At 69.7% G+C, this 19,739-nt stretch carries 13 protein-coding genes; 8 read left to right on the top strand and 5 right to left on the bottom strand.

Annotated features, from left to right (window positions below; all coding sequences use genetic code 11):
- Nucleotides 1-72: 72 nt before the first annotated feature.
- Both R6Y94_RS43085 and R6Y94_RS43080 read left to right on the top strand, forming a co-directional pair.
- On the top strand, nucleotides 73-4,134 hold the full coding sequence (locus R6Y94_RS43085; RefSeq protein WP_318403032.1) for an AAA domain-containing protein: 4,062 nt from the start codon (nucleotides 73-75) through the stop codon (nucleotides 4,132-4,134).
- Nucleotides 4,134-5,006: a hypothetical protein gene (locus R6Y94_RS43080; RefSeq protein ID WP_318403031.1), complete on the top strand. Its 873-nt coding sequence runs from the start codon at nucleotides 4,134-4,136 to the stop codon at nucleotides 5,004-5,006. The genes R6Y94_RS43085 and R6Y94_RS43080 overlap by 1 nt, the downstream gene beginning before the upstream one ends.
- Nucleotides 5,007-5,307: 301 nt before the next feature.
- Here the strand turns inward: R6Y94_RS43080 and R6Y94_RS43075 are convergent, their stop codons facing one another.
- Genes R6Y94_RS43075 through R6Y94_RS43055 form a run of 5 tightly spaced genes read right to left on the bottom strand, consistent with a single transcriptional unit; the run spans nucleotide 5,308 to nucleotide 10,900 of the window.
- Complete coding sequence (locus tag R6Y94_RS43075) at nucleotides 5,308-5,643, bottom strand: DUF4387 domain-containing protein (protein ID WP_318403029.1); 336 nt, start codon at nucleotides 5,641-5,643, stop codon at nucleotides 5,308-5,310.
- On the bottom strand, nucleotides 5,633-7,006 hold the full coding sequence (locus R6Y94_RS43070; RefSeq protein ID WP_318403027.1) for an acyclic terpene utilization AtuA family protein: 1,374 nt from the start codon (nucleotides 7,004-7,006) through the stop codon (nucleotides 5,633-5,635). The genes R6Y94_RS43075 and R6Y94_RS43070 overlap by 11 nt, the downstream gene beginning before the upstream one ends.
- A gap of 29 nt (nucleotides 7,007-7,035) precedes the next feature.
- Nucleotides 7,036-8,700, bottom strand: coding sequence for an FAD-binding dehydrogenase (locus tag R6Y94_RS43065; protein WP_318403026.1), 1,665 nt, complete (start codon nucleotides 8,698-8,700; stop codon nucleotides 7,036-7,038).
- Nucleotides 8,697-9,641, bottom strand: coding sequence for a phosphoglycerate dehydrogenase (locus R6Y94_RS43060; protein ID WP_318403024.1), 945 nt, complete (start codon nucleotides 9,639-9,641; stop codon nucleotides 8,697-8,699). The genes R6Y94_RS43065 and R6Y94_RS43060 overlap by 4 nt, the downstream gene beginning before the upstream one ends.
- Nucleotides 9,641-10,900, bottom strand: coding sequence for an MFS transporter (locus tag R6Y94_RS43055; RefSeq protein WP_318403023.1), 1,260 nt, complete (start codon nucleotides 10,898-10,900; stop codon nucleotides 9,641-9,643). The genes R6Y94_RS43060 and R6Y94_RS43055 overlap by 1 nt, the downstream gene beginning before the upstream one ends.
- Nucleotides 10,901-10,999: 99 nt before the next feature.
- Here R6Y94_RS43055 and R6Y94_RS43050 point away from each other — a divergent pair, with 99 nt between their 5' ends.
- From R6Y94_RS43050 to R6Y94_RS43025, 6 genes are all read left to right on the top strand, one after another.
- Nucleotides 11,000-11,689, top strand: coding sequence for a GntR family transcriptional regulator (locus R6Y94_RS43050; protein WP_318403021.1), 690 nt, complete (start codon nucleotides 11,000-11,002; stop codon nucleotides 11,687-11,689).
- Nucleotides 11,686-12,768, top strand: a complete 1,083-nt coding sequence (locus R6Y94_RS43045) for a tartrate dehydrogenase (RefSeq protein WP_318403019.1) — start codon at nucleotides 11,686-11,688, stop codon at nucleotides 12,766-12,768. Before R6Y94_RS43050 ends, R6Y94_RS43045 begins: the two co-directional genes overlap by 4 nt.
- Nucleotides 12,769-13,168: 400 nt before the next feature.
- Complete coding sequence (locus tag R6Y94_RS43040; RefSeq protein WP_318403085.1) at nucleotides 13,169-14,500, top strand: cytochrome P450; 1,332 nt, start codon at nucleotides 13,169-13,171, stop codon at nucleotides 14,498-14,500.
- Entirely contained in the window at nucleotides 14,497-15,417 is a 921-nt protein-coding gene (locus R6Y94_RS43035) for a terpene synthase family protein (RefSeq protein ID WP_318403018.1), read from the top strand. Before R6Y94_RS43040 ends, R6Y94_RS43035 begins: the two co-directional genes overlap by 4 nt.
- A 155-nt stretch (nucleotides 15,418-15,572) precedes the next feature.
- Nucleotides 15,573-17,147: a prenyltransferase/squalene oxidase repeat-containing protein gene (locus R6Y94_RS43030; protein WP_318403017.1), complete on the top strand. Its 1,575-nt coding sequence runs from the start codon at nucleotides 15,573-15,575 to the stop codon at nucleotides 17,145-17,147.
- Between the two features lie 122 nt (nucleotides 17,148-17,269).
- A complete protein-coding gene (locus R6Y94_RS43025) occupies nucleotides 17,270-19,690 on the top strand; it encodes a nitrate- and nitrite sensing domain-containing protein (RefSeq protein ID WP_412103012.1) in 2,421 nt (806 codons plus the stop codon).
- Nucleotides 19,691-19,739 lie beyond the last annotated feature (49 nt).

The following is a 19,739-nucleotide window of genomic DNA, read 5'->3' as shown; positions in this document are numbered from 1 at the left end:
TGGAGGGCTTTGCCTCCGCCGGCGGTCCGGCGGGATTCCTGCGCACACCACATCACATCAGACGGAGACGAGATGATGTTTGATCAACCGGATGCGCTCAGCATCGTCCGGCAGGCCGCGAGTCGGTGGGCGGATCGACTGATCGACTTCGGCCCCCGAAACACGCTGCTCTACTTCAAGGAGCGGCAGGCCAGCACGCTCGACCTCGCCGGAGCGGTCGAAGACGGGATCGTCGACCTGCTGCGCGGGCAGAAAGTGCGGCTGCGGGCACTCTTTCCGGACCAGGGCCGGCACAATGCCGCCTGCACGACGGCCCGCGGACTTCGGCGCAAACTGGTCGAGTTGGAGGAGGAGCAGGGTATCCAGGCCGGATGGGTAGCCCGCGGGCTTGTCTGCATGGTCGGGTCGTACACCCGGGGCTCGGTGCCGATGCAACCGCTTCGGGCGCCCCTGATCTTGCATCAAATGGCGTTGGAGAGCCGGACCGCCACCGAGAACGACTTCACGCTGGAGCTGCCCGAGGCGCCCGAGATCAACCCCGTCCTGCTCTACGCGCTCGAACGACAGTACGGCGTGGAGGCGGACATCAGCGCGCTCGGCGACCGGCTGACCGCGATGCTGGCCGAGACCTCCGATCCGAGGCGGCAGCTGAACACCGCGTACGAGCTGATCGCCAAAGCGGTTGCGCCCAGTGGCCTCGTCCTCCAGCTCGAACCGGCGGTGCTCGCCGGCGTCTTCAGCTTCGACAAGCTGCCCATGGTCGAGGACCTGCGAAACTCGGCCGAACTGCTGGCGCTCCACCCCGTGATCGGGGCGATGGCGGGAGACCAGACCGCCCGACAGGGGTTGCGTACCCAGCCCGCATCCGAGCCGAGTTCCAGCGCCGATCGGATCGACCCGGCTAACGAGTTCCTGGTCCACGACGCGGACTCGTCGCAGCAGCGTGTCATCGACGCCGTGCTCGCCGGACGGCACGTGGTGATCGAGGGGCCACCCGGCACCGGCAAGAGCCAGACGATCGCCAACATCATCGCCTTCATGGCGGCGATGGGCCGTAGCGTGCTGTTCGTCTCCGAGAAGCGGGCCGCCATCGAAGCGGTGATGAACCGGCTCGGGGACGTCGGGCTCGACAACCTCGTGTTCGACCTGCACGACCGCAAGATCAGCAAGCGTCGGGTGGCCGAGCGCATCGCGAAGGTCCTGGCCCAGGCCGGAGCCGAGCCTCCGGTCGAGGCCACCGAACTGCACCACCGGCTGCGGAACCGTCGCCACGCCGCGCAGCGGCACCCGGCCGAACTGCACGAGGTCCGGCAGCCCTGGGGCCTCAGCGCATTCCAGGTCATCGAGAAGCTGCTCGCCCTGCCGACCTACGACGTGAGCCGCTACAACCTGCGGGCATCCAACCTGCGCCAGCTGGACCGGAACGCCATCGAGATGGCGCGGGAAGACCTCCGGGCGTACGTGGACAGCGGTGGCCTGCGGATCTGGCGCGGGGAGTCGCCCTGGGCGAAGGCCGCGATCCGCACTCCCGACGACGTCGCCGGAGTTCTGGTGCACCTCGACCAACTCGCCGCTGGCGCGCTACAGGACGCGCAACAGCAGATTCGGGAACTCGTCGACCGGGCCGGGCTGGACGTCCCCGACGACCTCGCCGCCTGGACGGAGCTGTTCGACCTGCTCGGCAAGGTGGATCGCAGCATCGCCAGCTACGGTGCCGATGTCTTCGGCCCGGGCCTGGACGACTTCGTGTACGCCGTCGCGCCGAGGCGGCTCCGGCCGCGCCGGCCGGAACCGATCGGCCTGCTGCGCCGGATGCGGCTGCGCCGCGAACTGCGGCGAACCTGCCCGGCCGCGCCGCGGCAACGTTCCGAGATCTATCGAGGTCTGGTCGCCGCGATGGACCAACGGGAGCGGTGGCAGAAGCTCAGCCGGAAGGACGGCGCACCGACCGCGCTGGCCGGTGCCGACCTTTGCATGTCCTCCTTCGTCCAGGTGCGCAACCATCTCGCCGCGGTCGCCGCCTGCGCGCGTATCGACGGCCTCGATCGCGGGCCGGCGACCAGCGCGTCCAGCACCGTGGCCGATCTGGCAGCCGACCGCGACACCCTGTTCCGGATGCCGGAACTCAACAAGCGGCAGGAGCGGCTCCGCGCACTGGGGCTCACGCACCTGCTCAACGATCTCGCCAGCCGGCAGGCTTCGAGCGCCGAGGCGGCCGACAGGCTGCTGTACGCCTGGCTCCAGGTGGTTCTCGACGAGATGCGGATGCGGGTGCCGTACCTCGGCCAGTTCGTCGGCAAGCAGCATGCCAGCGTGGTCGAGGATTTCCGGGTGACGGACGGGGAGCACATCGGCAGGACGGCCGCACGGGTCCGGCGCAACGTCGCTGTCAATCTACGCAAGGTCCGTGACACCCACCCCGACCAGAACACCCTGGTACGGCAACAGGCGGCGAAGAAGAGCCGCCACCTGCCGCTGCGGAGGCTGCTCGGCGACGCGCCGGAGGTGCTTCTCGCCGCCTTCCCGTGCTGGGCCATGTCGCCGCTCGTGGTCAGCCGCATCCTTCCCGCCGCGCAACTGTTCGACATGGTGATCTTCGACGAGGCGAGCCAGATCGAGCCGCACGACGCCGTCGCCTCGATCATGCGCGGCAGTCAACTCGTGGTGGCCGGGGACCCGAAGCAGTTACCCCCTACGCCCTTCTTCCGGCGGTTGGCGCAACAGTCCGCGTCGGGCGACGACGAGGATCTCGTCGAGGAGAGCCTCGACGACTACGAGTCGGTCCTCGACGTCCTGGGCGGCCTGATCTCGGACCGGTACCGCCTGACCTGGCACTACCGCAGCCGCGACGAGCGGTTGATCGCGTTCTCGAACGTCGAGATCTACGATCGGTCCCTGGTCACCTTCCCCGGCGTACGGGTCGACAGTCCGCTGCGGCACGAGGTGGTGGACGGTCGGGTCGTACCCGGCCAGGGTTCCTCGCCGGAGGAGGTCGACCGGGTCGTCGACCTGGTCCTGGAGCATGCGGAGCAGCGGCCCGACGAGAGCCTCGGCGTCATCACCATGGGACAGAAGCACGCGCTGCGGATCGAGGCGACGCTGCGCAGCCGACGTCGGGAACACGAGCAGCTCGACGACTTCTTCTCGCAGGACCGTGCCGCGAGCCAGCGCTTCTTCGTCAAGAGTCTGGAGAACGTCCAGGGCGACGAGCGGGATGCCATCATCCTGAGCATCGGTTACGCCAAGACCCGGGACGGGCGGCTTCCCCTGCGGTTCGGGCCGCTGAACCAGGAGGGTGGCGAGCGGCGGCTGAACGTGGCGGTGACCCGGGCGCGTAGCCGGATGACGGTGGTCAGCGCCTTCTCGCACCACGACATGGATCCGAGCCAGACGACGGCGACGAAGAACCGCGGTCCCGAACTGCTGCGCCGCTATCTCGAGTTCGTCGCGCTCGACGGTGACCTCGGCGCGCGACAGCACACCGGAGTCGAGCTGAACGGCCTCGAACGCAGCGTGCTGCATGCCGTACAGCAGCAGGGCATTCGCGCCGTGCCGCAGTGGGGCGTGTCCGGGTACCGGATAGACCTGGCGCTGGCCCACCCGGAGCAGCCTGGCCGAATGGTGCTCGCGGTGGAGACCGACGGCCACACGTACCACCGGGCACACAGCGCCCGGGACCGGGACCGGCTGCGTCAGCAGCATCTGGAGCGGCTCGGCTGGGAGTTCCACCGAATCTGGTCGACCGACTGGTACGGGGATCCCGCCGGTGAGACGGCTCGGCTCGTGGCTCGGTGGAAGCAAGCGGTCGACCGGGCCGACCGCGCAGGCAAGCTCCAGGCGCGCCCAGCGGAACCGACCCGGACGGCCCCACCGCCACCGCCAGCGCCACCGGCCTCCCGCCGCGGCCCGCGCCCGATGGTCCCGAGTGGCCTCCGGATCACCGAGTACACCCGGGAGCAGCTGGTGCGGCTCAGCGCGTGGTTGCTGAGCGACCAACTTCAACGGGACCGGGACGAACGCCTGCAGGAGGCCATGACCGAACTCGGGTTCCGTAAGCGGGGCTCCGTCATCATCCAACGTCTGACCGAAGCACTCGAGATTGCGCAGCAGCGCGCCGACCGGGAGGCCTACTGATGCTCGTCGTCGACCCGCTGACCCTCGAACGGGTAGCACGCCTGATCTGTGACATCGACGGTCCGTACGAACGGACCGGAGCGCAGACCGAACGGTTCCTCCACCGGGTTCGCTGGCCCGGCGATCCGCAGTACGACGGCTCCCCACGGTTGCCCTGGCTCACCGAGATGCTGGTCGCGCGCGCCGACGACAGCGCGGCGCTCGACCGGCTGCTCTGCCGGATCTGCGACCCGCTCGAATACGACGGAGGGCTCGAGTCGGCAGAGCCAGTTGCCGAGGAACTCAACCGGATCCTGGCTCCCGAGCGGCTGACCGTCACCTACGTCGGTGGCCGTCCGGTACTCGGGCAGTTGGATCAGGCGGGCGACGCTCCCTTGTACGGGCAGCCGCCAGATCTCCGACAGCGGATAGGACGACTCACCGGGCACGGTGACGACAACACCGTCGGCATCCTCATGGCTCGTGCGGACGAGGCGTCGATCTGCCAGAGCAATGGCGCGTTCGCGTTGGCAATCATCGGTATCGGTAGCTTCGTGGAAGGCCTGCTTCATTCGATCGTCGTGCGGCACGATACGGGGGCCCGGGCGAGGGGCCTCGTCGATCGGCGGGGCCGCCGGATCCCCATCGACCGTGTGGGTCTGCATCTCCTGTTGGATCACGCCCACCAGCGGCGGTGGATCCAGACGGATGCCAAGGACTTCATGGAAAAGGTGCGCGACTACCGCAATTTCGTCCACCCCCGCCACCAGGCGCAGTACGGGCTGGTGCCGGACCTGGACACCGTTCGGATGTGCTGGGCCCCTGTGCATGCCCTGCTCAACGACCTGGAATCCGCACTGTTGGCGGACGACCCAGGTCCCGTGTCGCCCTGATCAACCCGATGAGAGCGCCGATCCGTGTCCGGAACGTGAGAGCGACGAACCAACGGCGCTGCACCATGCGGCCGACGCGGCAGACGACCTGGATCTGCGGACGGTTGGCCAGCCAGCCGGCGAGCGTGGCCGTTTCCCGGTCAGGTAGCAGGTCGATCGGGCGGCGGGTCGCGAGGGCGACGAACTACAGAAAGGCCCTGTCCGGTTCAGGCGGAGCCGAAGCCAGTTTGGCGCAAGGGTCACATCCACTGCCGCCAGCCATCAGCTCATCACGTACGGGCCGACCCGGCCAGCCTCACCGTCAGAACCGCTCCGGCAGCGGCAGCAGCGCGAGGGGGACGTGATGCTGCCCTGCGTGGATGTCGCGGTCGCGCAGGCTGCCCTGCGCCACGGGACGCGGGAACGAGATCTTGACGACGTTCAGCTCGGGTATCCGGAAGATGCGGATGGTGTCAGCCGGTACGCCGTAGAGGCGGGCGATCACCGTCGCGTCCAGGAAGCCGGGGTCGGCCACCACGGCGTACCCGGCAGCGTCGCGCATGAACAGCTCCATCGTCACCCAGAACGGGCCGGCGTTCTTCGACCGGACCTCCAGCGCGAGGTCGACGACGGTACGGGGACTGGCGTTACCGGACATCGCTGCCCTCCGGGAGGTGGATGCGGAACAGACTGGTGGGCGAGTCCACGTCGACGACGTGGTTGAGGACGAACTCGTACGCCGCCCCGCGCTCGGTCTCCGCGGGGGAGAAGGGGAACGCGAGGCTGGGCAGGTAGTCCATGTCGGGCGTGGGCAGGTGCAGCATCAGCGGATTGGCAATCTTCGCGATGGCGGTGGCCGTCTGCTGATCCGCGGCGCTGACCAGGAGCATCACGCCGACCTCGCGGGGCGGCCGGGTGTCCGGGTCCTTGGCCTCCAGCACGGCGTCGTAGCCGTAGAGACGGATGTCGAAGGCGTAGTCGTCGGTGCCCAGCCCGAGCGTCTGGGCGACCCGCTCGACGGTGACCCGGCGCAGGAGCTGCGCCCAGGTGGTGATCTGGCCGAGGATGTGCGGGTCGCGGATGGCGGTGAACGACATCGTCTCGTAGCCGGTGATCCGGGCGCCCTCGAGCTTGTTCGTGTACGGGGCCGGCTCGAACCGGGAGCCCTCCACGCGTACCCGTCGCTCGTCGAGGGCCCGGTAGGTGGCGTCGGCGACCATCAGCGTGCCGGCCGGCTCCCGCATCGAGAACGGGTCCGCGGTCTCGTAGAGCATGTGCGCCGCGACCGAGGTGGGCGTGCAGGCGACGGCCGGGTCGAGCGGCTCGATGGTGAAGCCGGTGGCGTCGATGGTGGCGAAGACCCCGCTGGAACGCGGGTTCGTGGTGCACTGCGCGCCACACTCGACGATCTTGGCGGCGTGCCAGGTCGGGCCGGCCGGCATGCCCGCCATGAGCGGGAACGCGGCGGCGACGGCCGTGTCGGTGGCGCGCCCGGCCAGCACCACGTCGGCCCCGCCCGCCAGCGCTTCCGTGATCGGCTCGTGGCCCATCATCGCGACGATGTGCCGGCAGCTCTCCAGCGTCGCCGGGTCGAGGTCGCCGGCCGGCGGGAGTGGATGGATCCGGCCCTGGCCGAGGTATTCCTTGAGGTCGGTGGCCTGCTGCTCGCTGTAGATGGTGGCGACCCGCAGTTCCAGCCCCTCCTCGGCCAGGATGCCGCGGGCGATCCCGGCGACCCAGTCCACGCCGGAGTCGGTGCCGCTGGTGCCGCACGAGCCGACGATCAGCGGGATGCGCGCCTTCGCCGCCGCCCGCAGCAGCAGGCGCAGGTCGCGGGCCACGGCCGCGGCGGTGGTCTTGGCCGTGCCGGTGCCCAGATAGTACGGGCCGGAGTCGGTGGACCCGCCGTCCACGGCGATGACGTCGGCGCCGAGGTCCAGTCCACGGTCGACGATCTCGGGCGGGAACCCGGAGCCGAGCATGCCGGAGGGCACGAGAATGTGTACGGAGTCGCGGGTCACGGTTTCCTTCTTTCGCGGGTACGGGCCGGTCATGCGACGGCGGTGGCCACGGCGCGGCCTGCCCGGCGTCCGGAGAAGAGACAGCCGCCCAGGAAGGTGCCTTCCAGCGCGCGGTAGCCATGCATGCCGCCACCGCCGAATCCGCTGGCCTCGCCGGCGGCGTAGAGCCCGGGCACCGGCTGCCCGGCTCCGTCCAGCACCCGGCCGTCGAGGTCGGTGTGCAGGCCGCCCAGGGTCTTGCGGGTGAGTACGTGCAGGCGTACGGCGATCAGTGGCCCGGCCTTCGGGTCGAGGAACCGGTGCGGCGCCGCGGTACGCATGAGCCGGTCGCCCCGGTAGTTGCGGAAGTTGCGGATGGCCGCGATCTGCATGTCCTTGCTGAAGCTGTTGGTCAGTTGCCGGTCGCGGGCCTCGATCGTGCGCCGGATGTCGAGCGGGTCCAGCAGTGGCTCGCCGGTGAGCGCGTTCATGCCCTTCACCAGCTCGTCCAGCCGGTCGGCCACGACGAAGTCGGCGCCGTGCCGCTTGAAGGCCTCCACCGGTGCCGGCGCGCCGGCACGGAGCCGGCCGAATACCTGCCGGACGCTGCGGCCGGTCAGGTCCGGGTTCTGCTCCGAGCCGGAGAGCGCGAACTCCTTCTCGATGATCTTCTGGGTGAGTACGAACCAGCTGTGGTCGTGGCCGGTGGTGCGCAGGTGGGTGAGCGTGCCGAGGGTGTCGAATCCGGGGTAGAGCGGCACCGGCAGCCGGCGTCCGCGCGCGTCGAGCCAGACGGAGGACGGCCCGGGCAGGATGCGGATGCCGTGCGCGTCCCAGACCGGGTTCCAGTTCTGGATGCCCTCGACGTAGTGCCACATCCGGTCGGGATTGATCACGGCACCGCCGGCGTCCTGCGTGATGGTCAGCATCCGGCCGTCCACATGGGCGGGTACGCCGCTGATCATGTGTGCGGGCGGGGTGCCGAGCCGTTCCGGCCAGTTGCGGCGGACCAGGTCGTGGTTGCCGCCGATGCCGCCGGAGGTGACGATGACGGCCTGCGCGGTGTAGGCGAAGTCGCCGGTCTCCTCCCGTGAGCTGGCGGTGCCGCGGGCGGCCTCGCTCGGTTCCAGGACGCGGCCCGAGGCGCCCACCACGGCGCCGCCGCTGGTGGTCAGCGCGTCGACCCGGTGCCGGAAGGCGAACCGGACGAGGCCGCGTCCGGCCGCCTCCCGCACGGTCGCGATGAAGGGTTCGAGAACGCCCGGGCCCGTACCCCAGGTGACGTGGAAGCGGGGCACCGAGTTGCCGTGCCCGGTGGCGTCGTAGCCCCCGCGCTCGGCCCAGCCGACGATCGGGAACAGCCTGATGCCGAGACCCCGCAGCCAGCCGCGTTTCTCGCCGGCGGCGAAGTCGACGTACGCCTCGGCCCAGCGCCGTGGCCAGGCGTCCTCGGGTCGGTCGAACCCGGCGCTGCCCTGCCAGTCCTGCCAGGCGAGTTCGTGCGAGTCGCGGATGCCCATCCGGCGCTGCTCGGGCGAGTCGACCAGGAACAGTCCGCCGAACGACCAGAACGCCTGGCCGCCGAGGCTCTGCTCGGGCTCCTGGTCGAGCAGCAGGACGGACCGGCCGGCAGCGACGAGTTCAGCGGTGGCCACCAGCCCGGCCAGGCCCGCGCCGATCACCATCACATCCGCGTCCGCTGTCCTGGTGGTCACGCCGGCTCCTTCGGTTCGGTGAGCGAGTGGGCGGGCCGGCCGTCGAGGGCGGCGACGAGTTCCTTGGCGCCGGCCATCCCCGCGGCCAGCCGGGCCTCGGCAGTCTGCCCGGCCATGTGCGAGTAGACCGTGATGCCGTCGACGCCGCGCAGGATGCTGTCGACCGGCAGTGGCTCCACGTCCACGACGTCGAGGGCCGCGCCGGCCAGCCGGCCGGACCGGACGGCCTCGACCAGGGCGGTCTCGTCGACGATCGGCCCGCGCGCCGTATTGATCAGGTGCGCGCCCGGCTTCATCCGGGCCAGCGCTTCGGCGCCGATGAGGTGGTGGGTGAGCGGGGTCAGCGAGGTGTGCACCGACACGAAGTCGGAGTCCCGCAGCAACTGGTCGAGCGGAACTCGGATGACCGGCACGGGCAGGCTGCCGGTGCACAGCACCGTCATGCCGAAGGCGGCGGCGAGCGGCGCCACGTGCCGGGCCACCGCGCCCCGCCCGATCAGGCCGAGCGTCTTGCCGCGCAGTTCGTGGCCGTCGGTGCGGGGCCAGCCGCCGGAGGCCACCCCGGCGGCCGTCGGCACCAGGCACCGGGCCTGGGTGAGCAGCAACCCGATGGTGTACTCGGCCACCGCGTTGGCGTTGATCCCGGGCAGGTTGCTCACGCTGATTCCGAGCCGGCCAGCCGCCGCCACGTCGACGGAGTCGTACCCGACGCCGGTACGCACGACGGCGCGCAGGTCCGATGCCTGGCGCAGTACCTCCGCGGTCATCGGCTCGTTGGCGATCAGCGCCCCCTCGACGCCGGCCAGGGCCGCGATCAGCCGCTCCGGCCGGCGTGGTCCCCGCATGGGGTCGTGCCGGGTCGTGAAGCCGAGGCCGGTCAGGTAGGTGTCCACCTCGTCGCCGGGGGCGAGGTAGTCAGTGGTGATGAGGATGGTTGACATCACTTGCTTTCGGTGAGGGTGACGGCCGGGGTGGCCCGGTGCAGACGCTGCAGGCGTCCGAGGCGTACGACGACGAGGACGGCGAGCATGGCGAGCACGGCGATGTAGAGCAGCATCCCGTCCCAGCCGACGAGGTCGACCACCGCGCCGATCACAGCGGGGCCGCCGAAGCCGCCCAGGTACCAGGTGACCGCGTACAGACCGGTGTAGGCGCCGAACACCCGGCTGGACGGCGCCAGGTTCCACAGTGCGACCGCCGCGTTGATCGTGAAGGCGGCGGCGCCGGCGGAGGCCACGCAGAACGCGACGACCGTACCGGTGGCGGTCTGCACGACGGTGCCCGCCGCCAGCGCGACGGCGAAGACGGTCATGCCCCCGGCGATGGTCCGCAGCAGTCCGAAGCGCTCGGCCAGCAGCGCGGCCGGATAGGCGGCAGCCACGTAGACGATGCCGCTGGGCAGGGTGAGCCCGCCTGCCTCGCCGCGGGTCAGGCCCAGGGCCTCCATGCCGTACGGGGTGATCAGCGACCGTGAGGCGAACCACGCCCCGCCGAAGAGCAGGACGGTCAGCAGCAGCAGTAGCCGGCGGCGGTCCTGGTCGGTGACCAGGCCGGCGACGATCTGCCGCAGCGGGAGGCTGGCCGGGGCGGGACCGGCGGACGCATCCTCGGCGACCGCGGCTTGGTAGGCCCTCGACCCGCTGTCGCGCACGTTGGCGAGCAGCACGACCGTCGCGGCCAGCATGATCACCGACGGGATGACGAAGGCCGCGTTCGGATGCTCGTCCACTACGAGCAGGCTGATCAGCGACGCGACGATGATGGTCAGCGCGGTCGCGATCTTCACGGCGGCGTTCGCCCGGCTGCGCCGTTCCGGGGGCAGGAAGTCCGGCACCAGCGACTCGGCCAGCGGCCGGGTGGAGTTGGCGATCAGCGCGTAACAGAACATCACCACGACCAGCGTGACCAGCGACGTGGTCCACGGCAGCAGCACGAAGACCAGCGCGGCCAGCGGCATGCCCACCGCGAGGTACGGGATCCGCCGCCCCCACCGGGTCCGGGTGTTGTCCGACCGGTTGCCGATCCAGGGCTGGATGAAGATCCCCAGCAGGTTGTCCATCCCCATCAGCGCGCCCACGAGCGCCGCGCTCGCCACGTGCTCGCGCAGCAGGACGGGCACCTGATTGTCATAGAAGTTCCACGTCGACTCCTGCGCGAACAGCGCGAGGGCGATGAAGAACGTGATCCGCCGGTGGGACACCCGTCCACCTCCTTGTGTCCCCGGTCACGTTAAATTGCTGTAGCAAACTCGTCAACAGTTGCAAACAGGCTTGCTATCTCTTGCGCTAGAGTGCCACCCATGACGACAGCCGGGACGCTCGCCGATCAGGCGTACCGTCAAGTTCGCACCGCGATCGCCACCGGCGAGCTCGCGCCGGGGGAGAAGGTGACCGAGCGAGGCATGGCCGAGCGGCTCGCGGTCAGCCCGACACCGGTCCGCGAGGCCCTGCGCCGGCTGGAACTCGACGGGCTGATCGAGCGGATCGGGCCGCGTACCGTGCTGGTCGCCGCCATCCGCGACGCCGCCATCGACGACCTCGCGGAGGTGGAGGTCGGCCTGCGCGGCCTCGTCGCCCGCTTCGCCGCCCGACACGCCACCGCAGACCAGCTCGACGCGCTGGACGCCATCCTCGACCGCGCCGACGACCTGCTCATCCTGCTCAAGGAGCGGAGTGCGCAGGGCCGGCCGGTGGAGCGGCACCTCACCGAGCTGTTCGACACCATGCAGCAGTTCAACGACACGGTCAGCGCCTGCGCGCACAACCCGGTGCTGGTCCGGATGCTCGAGCAGAGCCGCGTGTTCTCCCGCCCCCAGCGCCGCGAGCTGCTGCTGCAACGGGTGGCGGAGGACGACACGTTCGGCCTGGAGCGATACGCCAGCCATCGTGCCCTGGTCCGGGCGCTGCGCGCGGGCGACTCCGCCACCGCGGAGCGCCTGGCCATCGAGGACTCCCAGGGCGGCCTCGCGGCGCTGCGGGAGGCGCCGTGACCACACACCGGGTCGCGGTCATTCCCGGCGACGGCATCGGCAAGGAGGTCGTCCCCGCCGGCCTCGACGCGCTGCACGCCACCGCCGACCGCTTCGGCCTGACGCTCACGTTCGAAAGCTTCGACTTTGCCAGCGCCGACTACTGGCAGCGGCACGGAACGATGCTGCCACCCGACTGGGCGCAGACGCTGCGCGGCTACGACGCCATCTACTTCGGCGCGGTCGGCTGGCCGGCGGTCGTACCCGATCATGTCTCGCTCTGGGGCAGCCTCCTGCAGTTCCGGCGGGTCTTCGACCAGTACGTGAACCTGCGCCCCTGCCGGCTCATGCCCGGGGTCCGCAGCCCCCTGGCCGGCCGGGAACCGGGCGACATCGACTTCGTCGTCGTCCGGGAGAACACCGAGGGCGAGTACTCCAGTGTGGGCGGGCGGATCTTCGAGGGCACCGACCGGGAGACAGTCCTGCAGGAGACGATCATGACCCGCGTCGGTGTCGACCGTGTCCTGCGCTTCGCCTTCGAGCAGGCGAGCCGCCGGCCGAAACGGCACCTGACGTCCGCCACCAAGAGCAATGGCATCTCCATCTCCATGCCGTACTGGGACGAGCGGGTCGCCGCGATGGGCGAGCAGTTCCCCGACGTCCGCCTCGACAAGTTCCACATCGACGCGCTCGCGGCGCAGTTCGTGCTCCATCCGGAGTGGTTCGACGTGGTCGTGGCCAGCAACCTGTTCGGCGACATCCTTTCCGACCTCGGCCCGGCCTGCACCGGCACGCTCGGCATCGCCCCGAGCGCCAACATCAACCCCGAGGGTGATCACCCGAGCCTCTTCGAGCCCGTGCACGGCTCCGCCCCCGACATCGCAGGCAAAGGCATCGCCAACCCGATCGGCCAGATCTGGTGCGGCTCGATGATGCTCGAGCACCTCGGCCACCCCGAGGCCGCCGCCCACCTGCTCGGCGCGGTCGAGGACGTCCTGGCGTACGGGCCCGGACAAGCGCCCCTGACCCCCGACCTGCACGGAACCGGGACGACGGCGGAGCTGGGCCGGGCGATCGCCGAGCGGGTCAGCGAACGCTGACCCGCGACCGGGATCGTCGCTTTCCGCAGCCGGCGGTTCCCAGCGTGACCTGCGGGAGCAGTTGGCGGAGGCGTCCGGTGATGTCGACCGGTACGTTGTTGGGCTGGTCGCACACCGATCGGTCGCGCGGTGCCCTGGTCGGCATCCTCCTCGAGGACGGTGACACCGAGGCCGCGCTGCAGGTGCGCTGGGCCGAGAGGAGCGCGCTCCGACGAAGATGATCGATGGGCCTGGAGTTTGATCGATGAGCCTGGAGTTGCGGGTCCGCGCGTGGGATGATCGTCTAGCCGTACTTCACGAGTCCTACAAGGCCGCAGCCGACCTCGCTCTAGCAGATGGATGAGAAATCGTGGAGGTGCTCATGCCTGGGGCGGATGCCATCGCAGGCCGGGCTAGGTCGATCCCCCTACACCACGCGTTACCGCGCCTGCTTCGGGACCCGATGGCAGCGCTCGTCGACTTCGGGAACCGGTACAGCGGTGAGATCGTGCGGTTGAACCTCGGCACCTTCCACCCGTACCTGGTTACGCATCCTGACCACCTGGTGCAGATCCTGCGGGACACGAACAGTTACATCCGCGACGGTGAGAGCCTGCTCTGGCGACCTATCCGCAGAGCGGTCGGAGACGCGATCCTCGTCACCGAGGGAGCGTTGTGGGAGTCCAGCCGCGAAACCCTGCAACCGCTCTTCACCGCGAAGCGGGTCGAGACGCTGGTCGACCGGATGGCGGGGGCGATCGGTGAGGCGGTCGACGCGTTCGACGAGCCGGCGCGTACGGGGGAGCCGGTCGACGTCGCTGCCCTGATGTCGCAAATCGTGTGCCGGGCTACCACGCGGGTCCTGTTCGGCCGGAAGATCTCCGTCGAGGATGCGTTGCAGATCAACGTCGGCCTGGAGACCATCACCACGACGATGATCCCTCGCCTGCTCGCTCCGCGCGTGCCCTACAACATTCGCATGCCCGGCGATCGGGCCTTTCACGACGCCGTGCGGCGCATCGACGAGGTGATCCTGCCGATCATCCGGAAGGCGCGCCGGGAGCCAGATGACGGCGACGACATCATCGCCGCGTTGTGCCGGCCGCGTCAGGACGGCACCGATCCCGGTGAGGCGCAGATCCGTGGCGACGTCGTCGCCATGTTCTCCACCGCCACGGAAACGACAATCGCCGTCCTGTCCTGGCTGTGGCCGGTCCTCGAAGCGCACCCCGAGGTAGCCGCTCGGCTCTACGCCGAGGTCGACCAGGTGGTCGGGAGTGGACCGGTGGACCGGACCAGCCTCGCGGAGCTGCGCTACAGCCGAATGGTGTTGGACGAACTGCTGCGTCTCTGGCCCGCCGGGTGGATGATCCCACGCACCGCCGTCCGAGAGCAGGTCTTGGGCGGTGTGCGGCTTGAGGCCGGAGCGACCATCCTGGTCAGTCCCTACGTGACACAGCGAATGGAGGCGTTCTGGGAACGTCCGGAGGCGTTTGATCCAGAGCGGTTCTCCCCCGATCGACCGAAGCGGCAGTATCGCTACAGCTACTTTCCCTTCGGGGGCGGCCCGCATCAGTGCATCGGGCAGTACCTGTTCCTGCTTGAGGCGCCGATTATCATGGCCACGCTCCTGAGCCGGTTCCGGTTCCGGCTGGGCAAGGCAGCCGATCTCAGGCCACGGCTCGGTGCCTCGTTGAAGCCCCGCGCCAACCAGCTCACACTGGTGCCCCGCGATCGCTCCCCAATTCCATGACGTCGACCAGGCACATATCGGTCGCCGGCGACGACCTGCTCAGCGCGGCGGACCACGGACGAATCTGTGCGCTCGCTGTCAGACTCGAACGTGATCTGCACCTGGTCGGAGCCGGCCACGAGGACCTGTTTTCCGGCCGCCCCTTTGATTCGGGCCTGTTCAGCAGCATCGCGATGTCGATCGCGTTCACCGCGCCGGAGTACACGGCCGAGCAACTGCGGCTAACCACCCGGACACTGCTGTGGGTGTTCGCCGCCGACTGGCAGATCGACTATCTGGCACAGGCGGCAGACGACGTACGGAAGATCGCCGCCGACTGCCTCGCCGTTGCCGACGGCGCGCCGCCCTCCGACGGTCATCCACTGGCCCGGATGCTCGCCGAGATCCGGGACGAACTGGCGGTGGCGCCGGCGTTCGCGACCCTGCGGTCCGCATGGCGGGACGAACTCCAGCGGATGTTCGCGGCGGTCGCGCGGGAGTGGGAGTGGAAGACCGCCCGCGCCGCCGCCGCGCCGGACGCGCTCGCCTCGCCGACGCTCGACGAGTACCTCGGCAACTCCGACAACCTCGCCTGCTCGCTCGTCAACGTGTCGCTCTGGATCTACGCCGGCGATCAGGACTGCCTGGACCACCTTGCGGACCTGATGGTCGCGAGCCGCGAGGTGCAGCGCGTACTGCGGCTGGTCAACGACCTGGCCACGTATCGGCGCGACCTGCAGTGGGGCGACCTGAACGCGCTCATGCTGGTGGACGACCCCGCCGAGGTGACCGACCGGCTCGCCGCGCTCATCGAGGGCTGCCAGGAAATCATCCGGCCGCTGGAGACCACCTGCCCCCGGCAGGCCAGGTACATGAAGCGCCAGATCGCGTTCACGAGCGGCTTCTATCAGGTGTCGGACTTCTGGGGGAGCCTGTGAGCATCGAGGGCGAGGCGGGCCGGGTCGCGATCGCCGCCGGCCGGGACGAGACGGCCGCCGTACCCGCAGGTGCTGACGACGGCGGAGTCGACTCCGCCGTTCGTGACCTGATCGACGGTCTGGTGGCTGAGCCGTGGGGTCAACTGGCCCCGTCGGTGTTCGAGACGGCGCGGCTCGTGACGCTGTCGCCGTGGCTGGACGGGCACGCCGAGCGCATCACATTCCTTGTGCAGAGCCAACGGGCGGACGGTGGCTGGGGTCCGCCAGACGGGTACGCCCTGGTGCCCACGCTGAGCGCCACCGAGGCACTGCTCGCGACACTGCACCCGACCGGATCCGGTGCGCAGCGGTACGGCGGCACGGCGGACCTGGCCACTGCGGCTGACCGCGGCCTGCAGGCGTTGACCAGTTGGCTACGGAGAGATCTGCTGGTGCCGGACACTCCCGCGGCAGACCTTATCGTGCCGTCCCTCGTGGCAGCGATCAACCAGCACCTTGAGCGGGTTCCGCACCCGCAGACCGCACGCCCGGACGGGGGGCAGGGATTTCGTCTCGGCCTGCCGGCGGGAATGGACGAGACCCGCCTCGCCAAGGTCCGGCATGCGTTGGCCACCGGTGTCGCGCTTCCGCCCAAGCTGCTGCACTTCCTGGAGGTCCTGGGGCCAACCGCCCGTCCCGCTGCGGGCATCCACCCGGTGCCCCCTGGCGCGGTCGGTGCCTCGCCTGCGGCCACTGCCGCGTGGATCGGCGACCCTGACACGCTCGCCCCGACCGATCCCGCCCGGACGTTCCTGGCGACGGTCGCCGCTGGACACGGTGGACCGGTACCCTGCCCGCTTCCGATCACGGTGTTCGAACGGGCCTGGGTGATAAGCGGACTGAGGCGGGCCGGTGTCCAGTTCGCGGTGCCGCCGAGCCTCGTGGCCAGTCTGCGCGGCGCGCTGGGCCCGGTCGGCAGCCCAACCGGTCCGGGTCTGCCTGCCGACGCCGACACCACGTCTGTGCTGCTGTACGCGCTTGGGCGGCTCGGCCAACATGTCGATCCACGAAGTCTCTGGACGTATGAGACCGCGGACGGTTTCTGTACCTGGCCGGGCGAGGACGGCTTCTCGATCAGCACCAACGCCCACGTGTTGGACGCCTTCGGTCAGTACGTGCGCAGCGGTGTCGACCCCGCGCCGCGTTACGTGGCTGCGATCGACCGGCTGACGGCCACGCTGCGCGAGCACCAGCAGGTCGACGGAGAGTGGCGCGACCGATGGCACGCCTCGCCCTACTACGCCACCGCGTGCAGCACGCTCGCGCTCGACGACTTCGGTTCCGAACCCGCGGCCGAGTCGGTGACGAAGGCGGTCCACTGGATCCTGGCCACCCAACGAGACGACGGATCATGGGGGCGATGGGGCGGCACCCCTGAGGAGACCGCCTACGCCATGCAGGTACTACTGGCAACCCGGACGGGAGTTGCCGGCGTTGGCCCGGCGGCGAAGCGCGGCTACGCGTACCTGCGCGAAGCAGCCACCCAAACCATCGGGCCGGCACTCTGGTACGGCAAAGAGCTCTACCGGCCGACCGCGATCGTCCGGGCCGCCGTGCTCGCCGCCATGCACCTCGCGCGGCAGCACCCGGAATTGACCGCGCCAGCGGGCGGGCCGGCTCCCGCCACGGCGGCCACGGTTCAACCCAAGCCACGACAAACCAACGAGAAGCCGGTGATCAGGGCCGCTTGAGGGATTCTTCGGACACTGCTAGCGTCCCCTGTTGTCGCGCGCCGGACACTCGTACGCGCCCAGGTACCACCGATTCGCAAGCGGTAATGCCGCTGTTTCAACGGCCGACTGGGGACGGTGTAATGCGTTCTCGCAGTACAAGTATGCGCACCAAGGTTGTCGCGATGTTGGTGTCGCTAACCGCCCTGTGGGCTTTCGCGGCATGGGTAACCCTGCGGGACGGACTGAACCTGCTCTGGGTGAACACGCTGAACAGCGCCGTGTACGCGCCGAGCGAACCCCTGCTCAAGGCGTTGCAGGACGAGCGGCGACTCACGCTCGCTCACCTGGGTGGGCGTAACGGCCAGCCGCAGCCTGACCTGGAGGCCCAGCGACAGGAGACCGAGCGCCTTGCCGCGCGCTTCAAGGAGTCCGCACAGACCTGGCAGGCGGATCTGGCCGGCAGCGCGAAGCTGGCGCAACGGCTCGACGCGACCTACGCGAGTTTGGACGGCCTCGCAGCCACCCGCGAATCCGTCGACGCCCGGACCGTCGACCGCGCAACTGCGGCGAGCGCCTTCACGAACACGATCGACTCGATCTTCCACATCTACGACGCCACGGCAAGCCTCGATGACCGGGAGATCACTGGTTACGCCAACGCCCTCATCCAGCTCAACCGGATGTCGGAGCTGATCTCTCAAGAGGACGCGCTGCTGACCAGTGTCCTGGCCAGCGGGCGGATGACCGCCGCCGACCACACACAGTTCGCGCACCTCGTGGGTGCCCAACGATTCGTGGGTAGGGAGACCTCGGTCAAGCTGTCGTCCGACGACCTCGCCAGGTACGAACAGATGCTCGCCAGTACGGCCTTCAAACGTCTCCGGTCACTCGAAGACCAGGCGGTCAGCGGCTCGGCAGGCGCGAAGCCACGGGTGGATTCGGGACAGTGGCGCACCGCCGTGGACGAGTCCCTGGCCGAGCTGCACAAGGTCGTGACGGCGGGTGGCGATGGGATCGTCGGCAGCGCCACAACCGTCGCCATCTGGGTCATCGTCCGGCTGCTGCTCGCCGTAGGCCTCGGAACCACCGCAGTTCTCGCCTCGATCGTGCTTTCGATCACGACCGCCCGTAAATTGGTGGCACAGCTCGAACGGCTGCGAAACGCGGCGAACGAGCTTGCCGACGAGCGGCTGCCCGGCGTGGTCGCCCGGCTCCGCCGAGGTGAGCAGGTGGATGTCGCCGCCGAAGCCCCGCCGCTCAACTTCGGCGATGATCAGATCGGTCAGGTCGGCCAGGCGTTCAACCGCGTACAGGAGACCGCGATCCGCACCGCCGTCGAGCAGGCCGAGCTTCGCCGTAGCGTCCGCGATGTCTTCCTCAGCATCGCGCGCCGCACGCAGGCGCTGGTGCACCGGCAGGTCCGCTTGCTAACCGACCTGCAGCAGGGCGAACTCCCGCCCAAACAGCTCGAAGGCTTGTACACGGTTGACCACCTCGCCACCCGGATGCGGCGGCACGCGGAAAACCTGATCGTGCTGTCGGGATCCACACCCGGCCGGGCCTGGCGTCGCAACGTGCCGATGATCGACGTCCTTCGTGCCGCCAGCCAGGAGGTCGAGGACTACACCCGGGTCACCGTTCAGCCGCCCGGAAACGTGGCGCTGGCCGGCCGGGCGGTCGTCGACGTGATCCACCTGCTCGCGGAACTGATCGAGAATGCGTTGTCCTTCTCGCCCCCGCACACCAGCGTTCAGATCAAGGGCGAGATGGTCGCCAACGGGTACGTGATCGAGATCGAGGACCGCGGGCTCGGCATGCCCGAAGAAGTACTCCAAGCGGCCAACGAGCAGATCGCCACCGACCAGGAGTTCAACCTGGCCAATGCCAGCCAACTGGGCCTGTTCGTGGTGAGCAAGCTGTCCCAGCGCCACGGCGTGCGCGTGCGGCTGAAGGAGTCGCTGTACGGCGGCACGACGGCCGTCGTCCTCCTCCCGCAGGACCTCGTCACCGATATCACGGGGGGGAACGAGACGCCCAGCGCCGGCCCGAACGGGCGGGCGTCGTCGATCGGCGGCTCCACAGCGGGAGTCCCGCCGCGGACAGGGGCGGCGCGGCCGGGCACGTTGGCCAGACCCACACAGACGGCCGCGGACGCGTCCGAGATCCGCCCCCCGATGCAACGGCGGGAGCCGCGCCACCAGGCGTGGAGGGACCTCAGGATCGAGCCGGAGCTGGACCAACCAGTGAACAGAGACCAAACACCCGCCGGCCCAACCGCGCAGACCCAGCCCGGGCAGACACCGTCCGGACTGCCCGTCCGGGTTCGCCAGGCCAGCCTCGCCGCGCCGCTGCGCGGGCAAAGCCGGACCCCCGCAGAAGACACCGCGGCCGGCGACGGCCAAGCGGCGCGACCGCCGGAGCAGATCCGCAGGATGATGAGCTCCTACCAGAGCGGCACCCGACGCGGCCGGACCGACGCGACGCTCTTGCCCGATGAGGACAACGACGTCCCCTCGTCCACAGCGGTGGAGAGCCCGCCCGGGAACACCCCGCTCACCTGATCAATCTATGAGATCGACTCGGCGGTTCCCCGCCACCCAGAAAGAGGAC

The organism is Plantactinospora sp. KLBMP9567, assembly GCF_033446045.1.
In the GTDB taxonomy this organism is placed as follows: Bacteria; Actinomycetota; Actinomycetes; order Mycobacteriales; family Micromonosporaceae; genus Plantactinospora.
This window is presented reverse-complemented; position numbering and strand designations above follow the sequence as displayed.

Coding starts and splice junctions, on each gene's coding strand:
- R6Y94_RS43050 (WP_318403021.1), top strand. CDS start 11,000: ATGACGACAGCCGGGACGCTCGCCGATCAGGCGTACCGTCAAGTTCGC.
- R6Y94_RS43085 (WP_318403032.1), top strand. CDS start 73: ATGATGTTTGATCAACCGGATGCGCTCAGCATCGTCCGGCAGGCCGCG.
- R6Y94_RS43075 (WP_318403029.1), bottom strand. CDS start 5,643: ATGTCCGGTAACGCCAGTCCCCGTACCGTCGTCGACCTCGCGCTGGAG.
- R6Y94_RS43025 (WP_412103012.1), top strand. CDS start 17,270: ATGCGTTCTCGCAGTACAAGTATGCGCACCAAGGTTGTCGCGATGTTG.
- R6Y94_RS43080 (WP_318403031.1), top strand. CDS start 4,134: ATGCTCGTCGTCGACCCGCTGACCCTCGAACGGGTAGCACGCCTGATC.
- R6Y94_RS43060 (WP_318403024.1), bottom strand. CDS start 9,641: ATGTCAACCATCCTCATCACCACTGACTACCTCGCCCCCGGCGACGAG.
- R6Y94_RS43035 (WP_318403018.1), top strand. CDS start 14,497: ATGACGTCGACCAGGCACATATCGGTCGCCGGCGACGACCTGCTCAGC.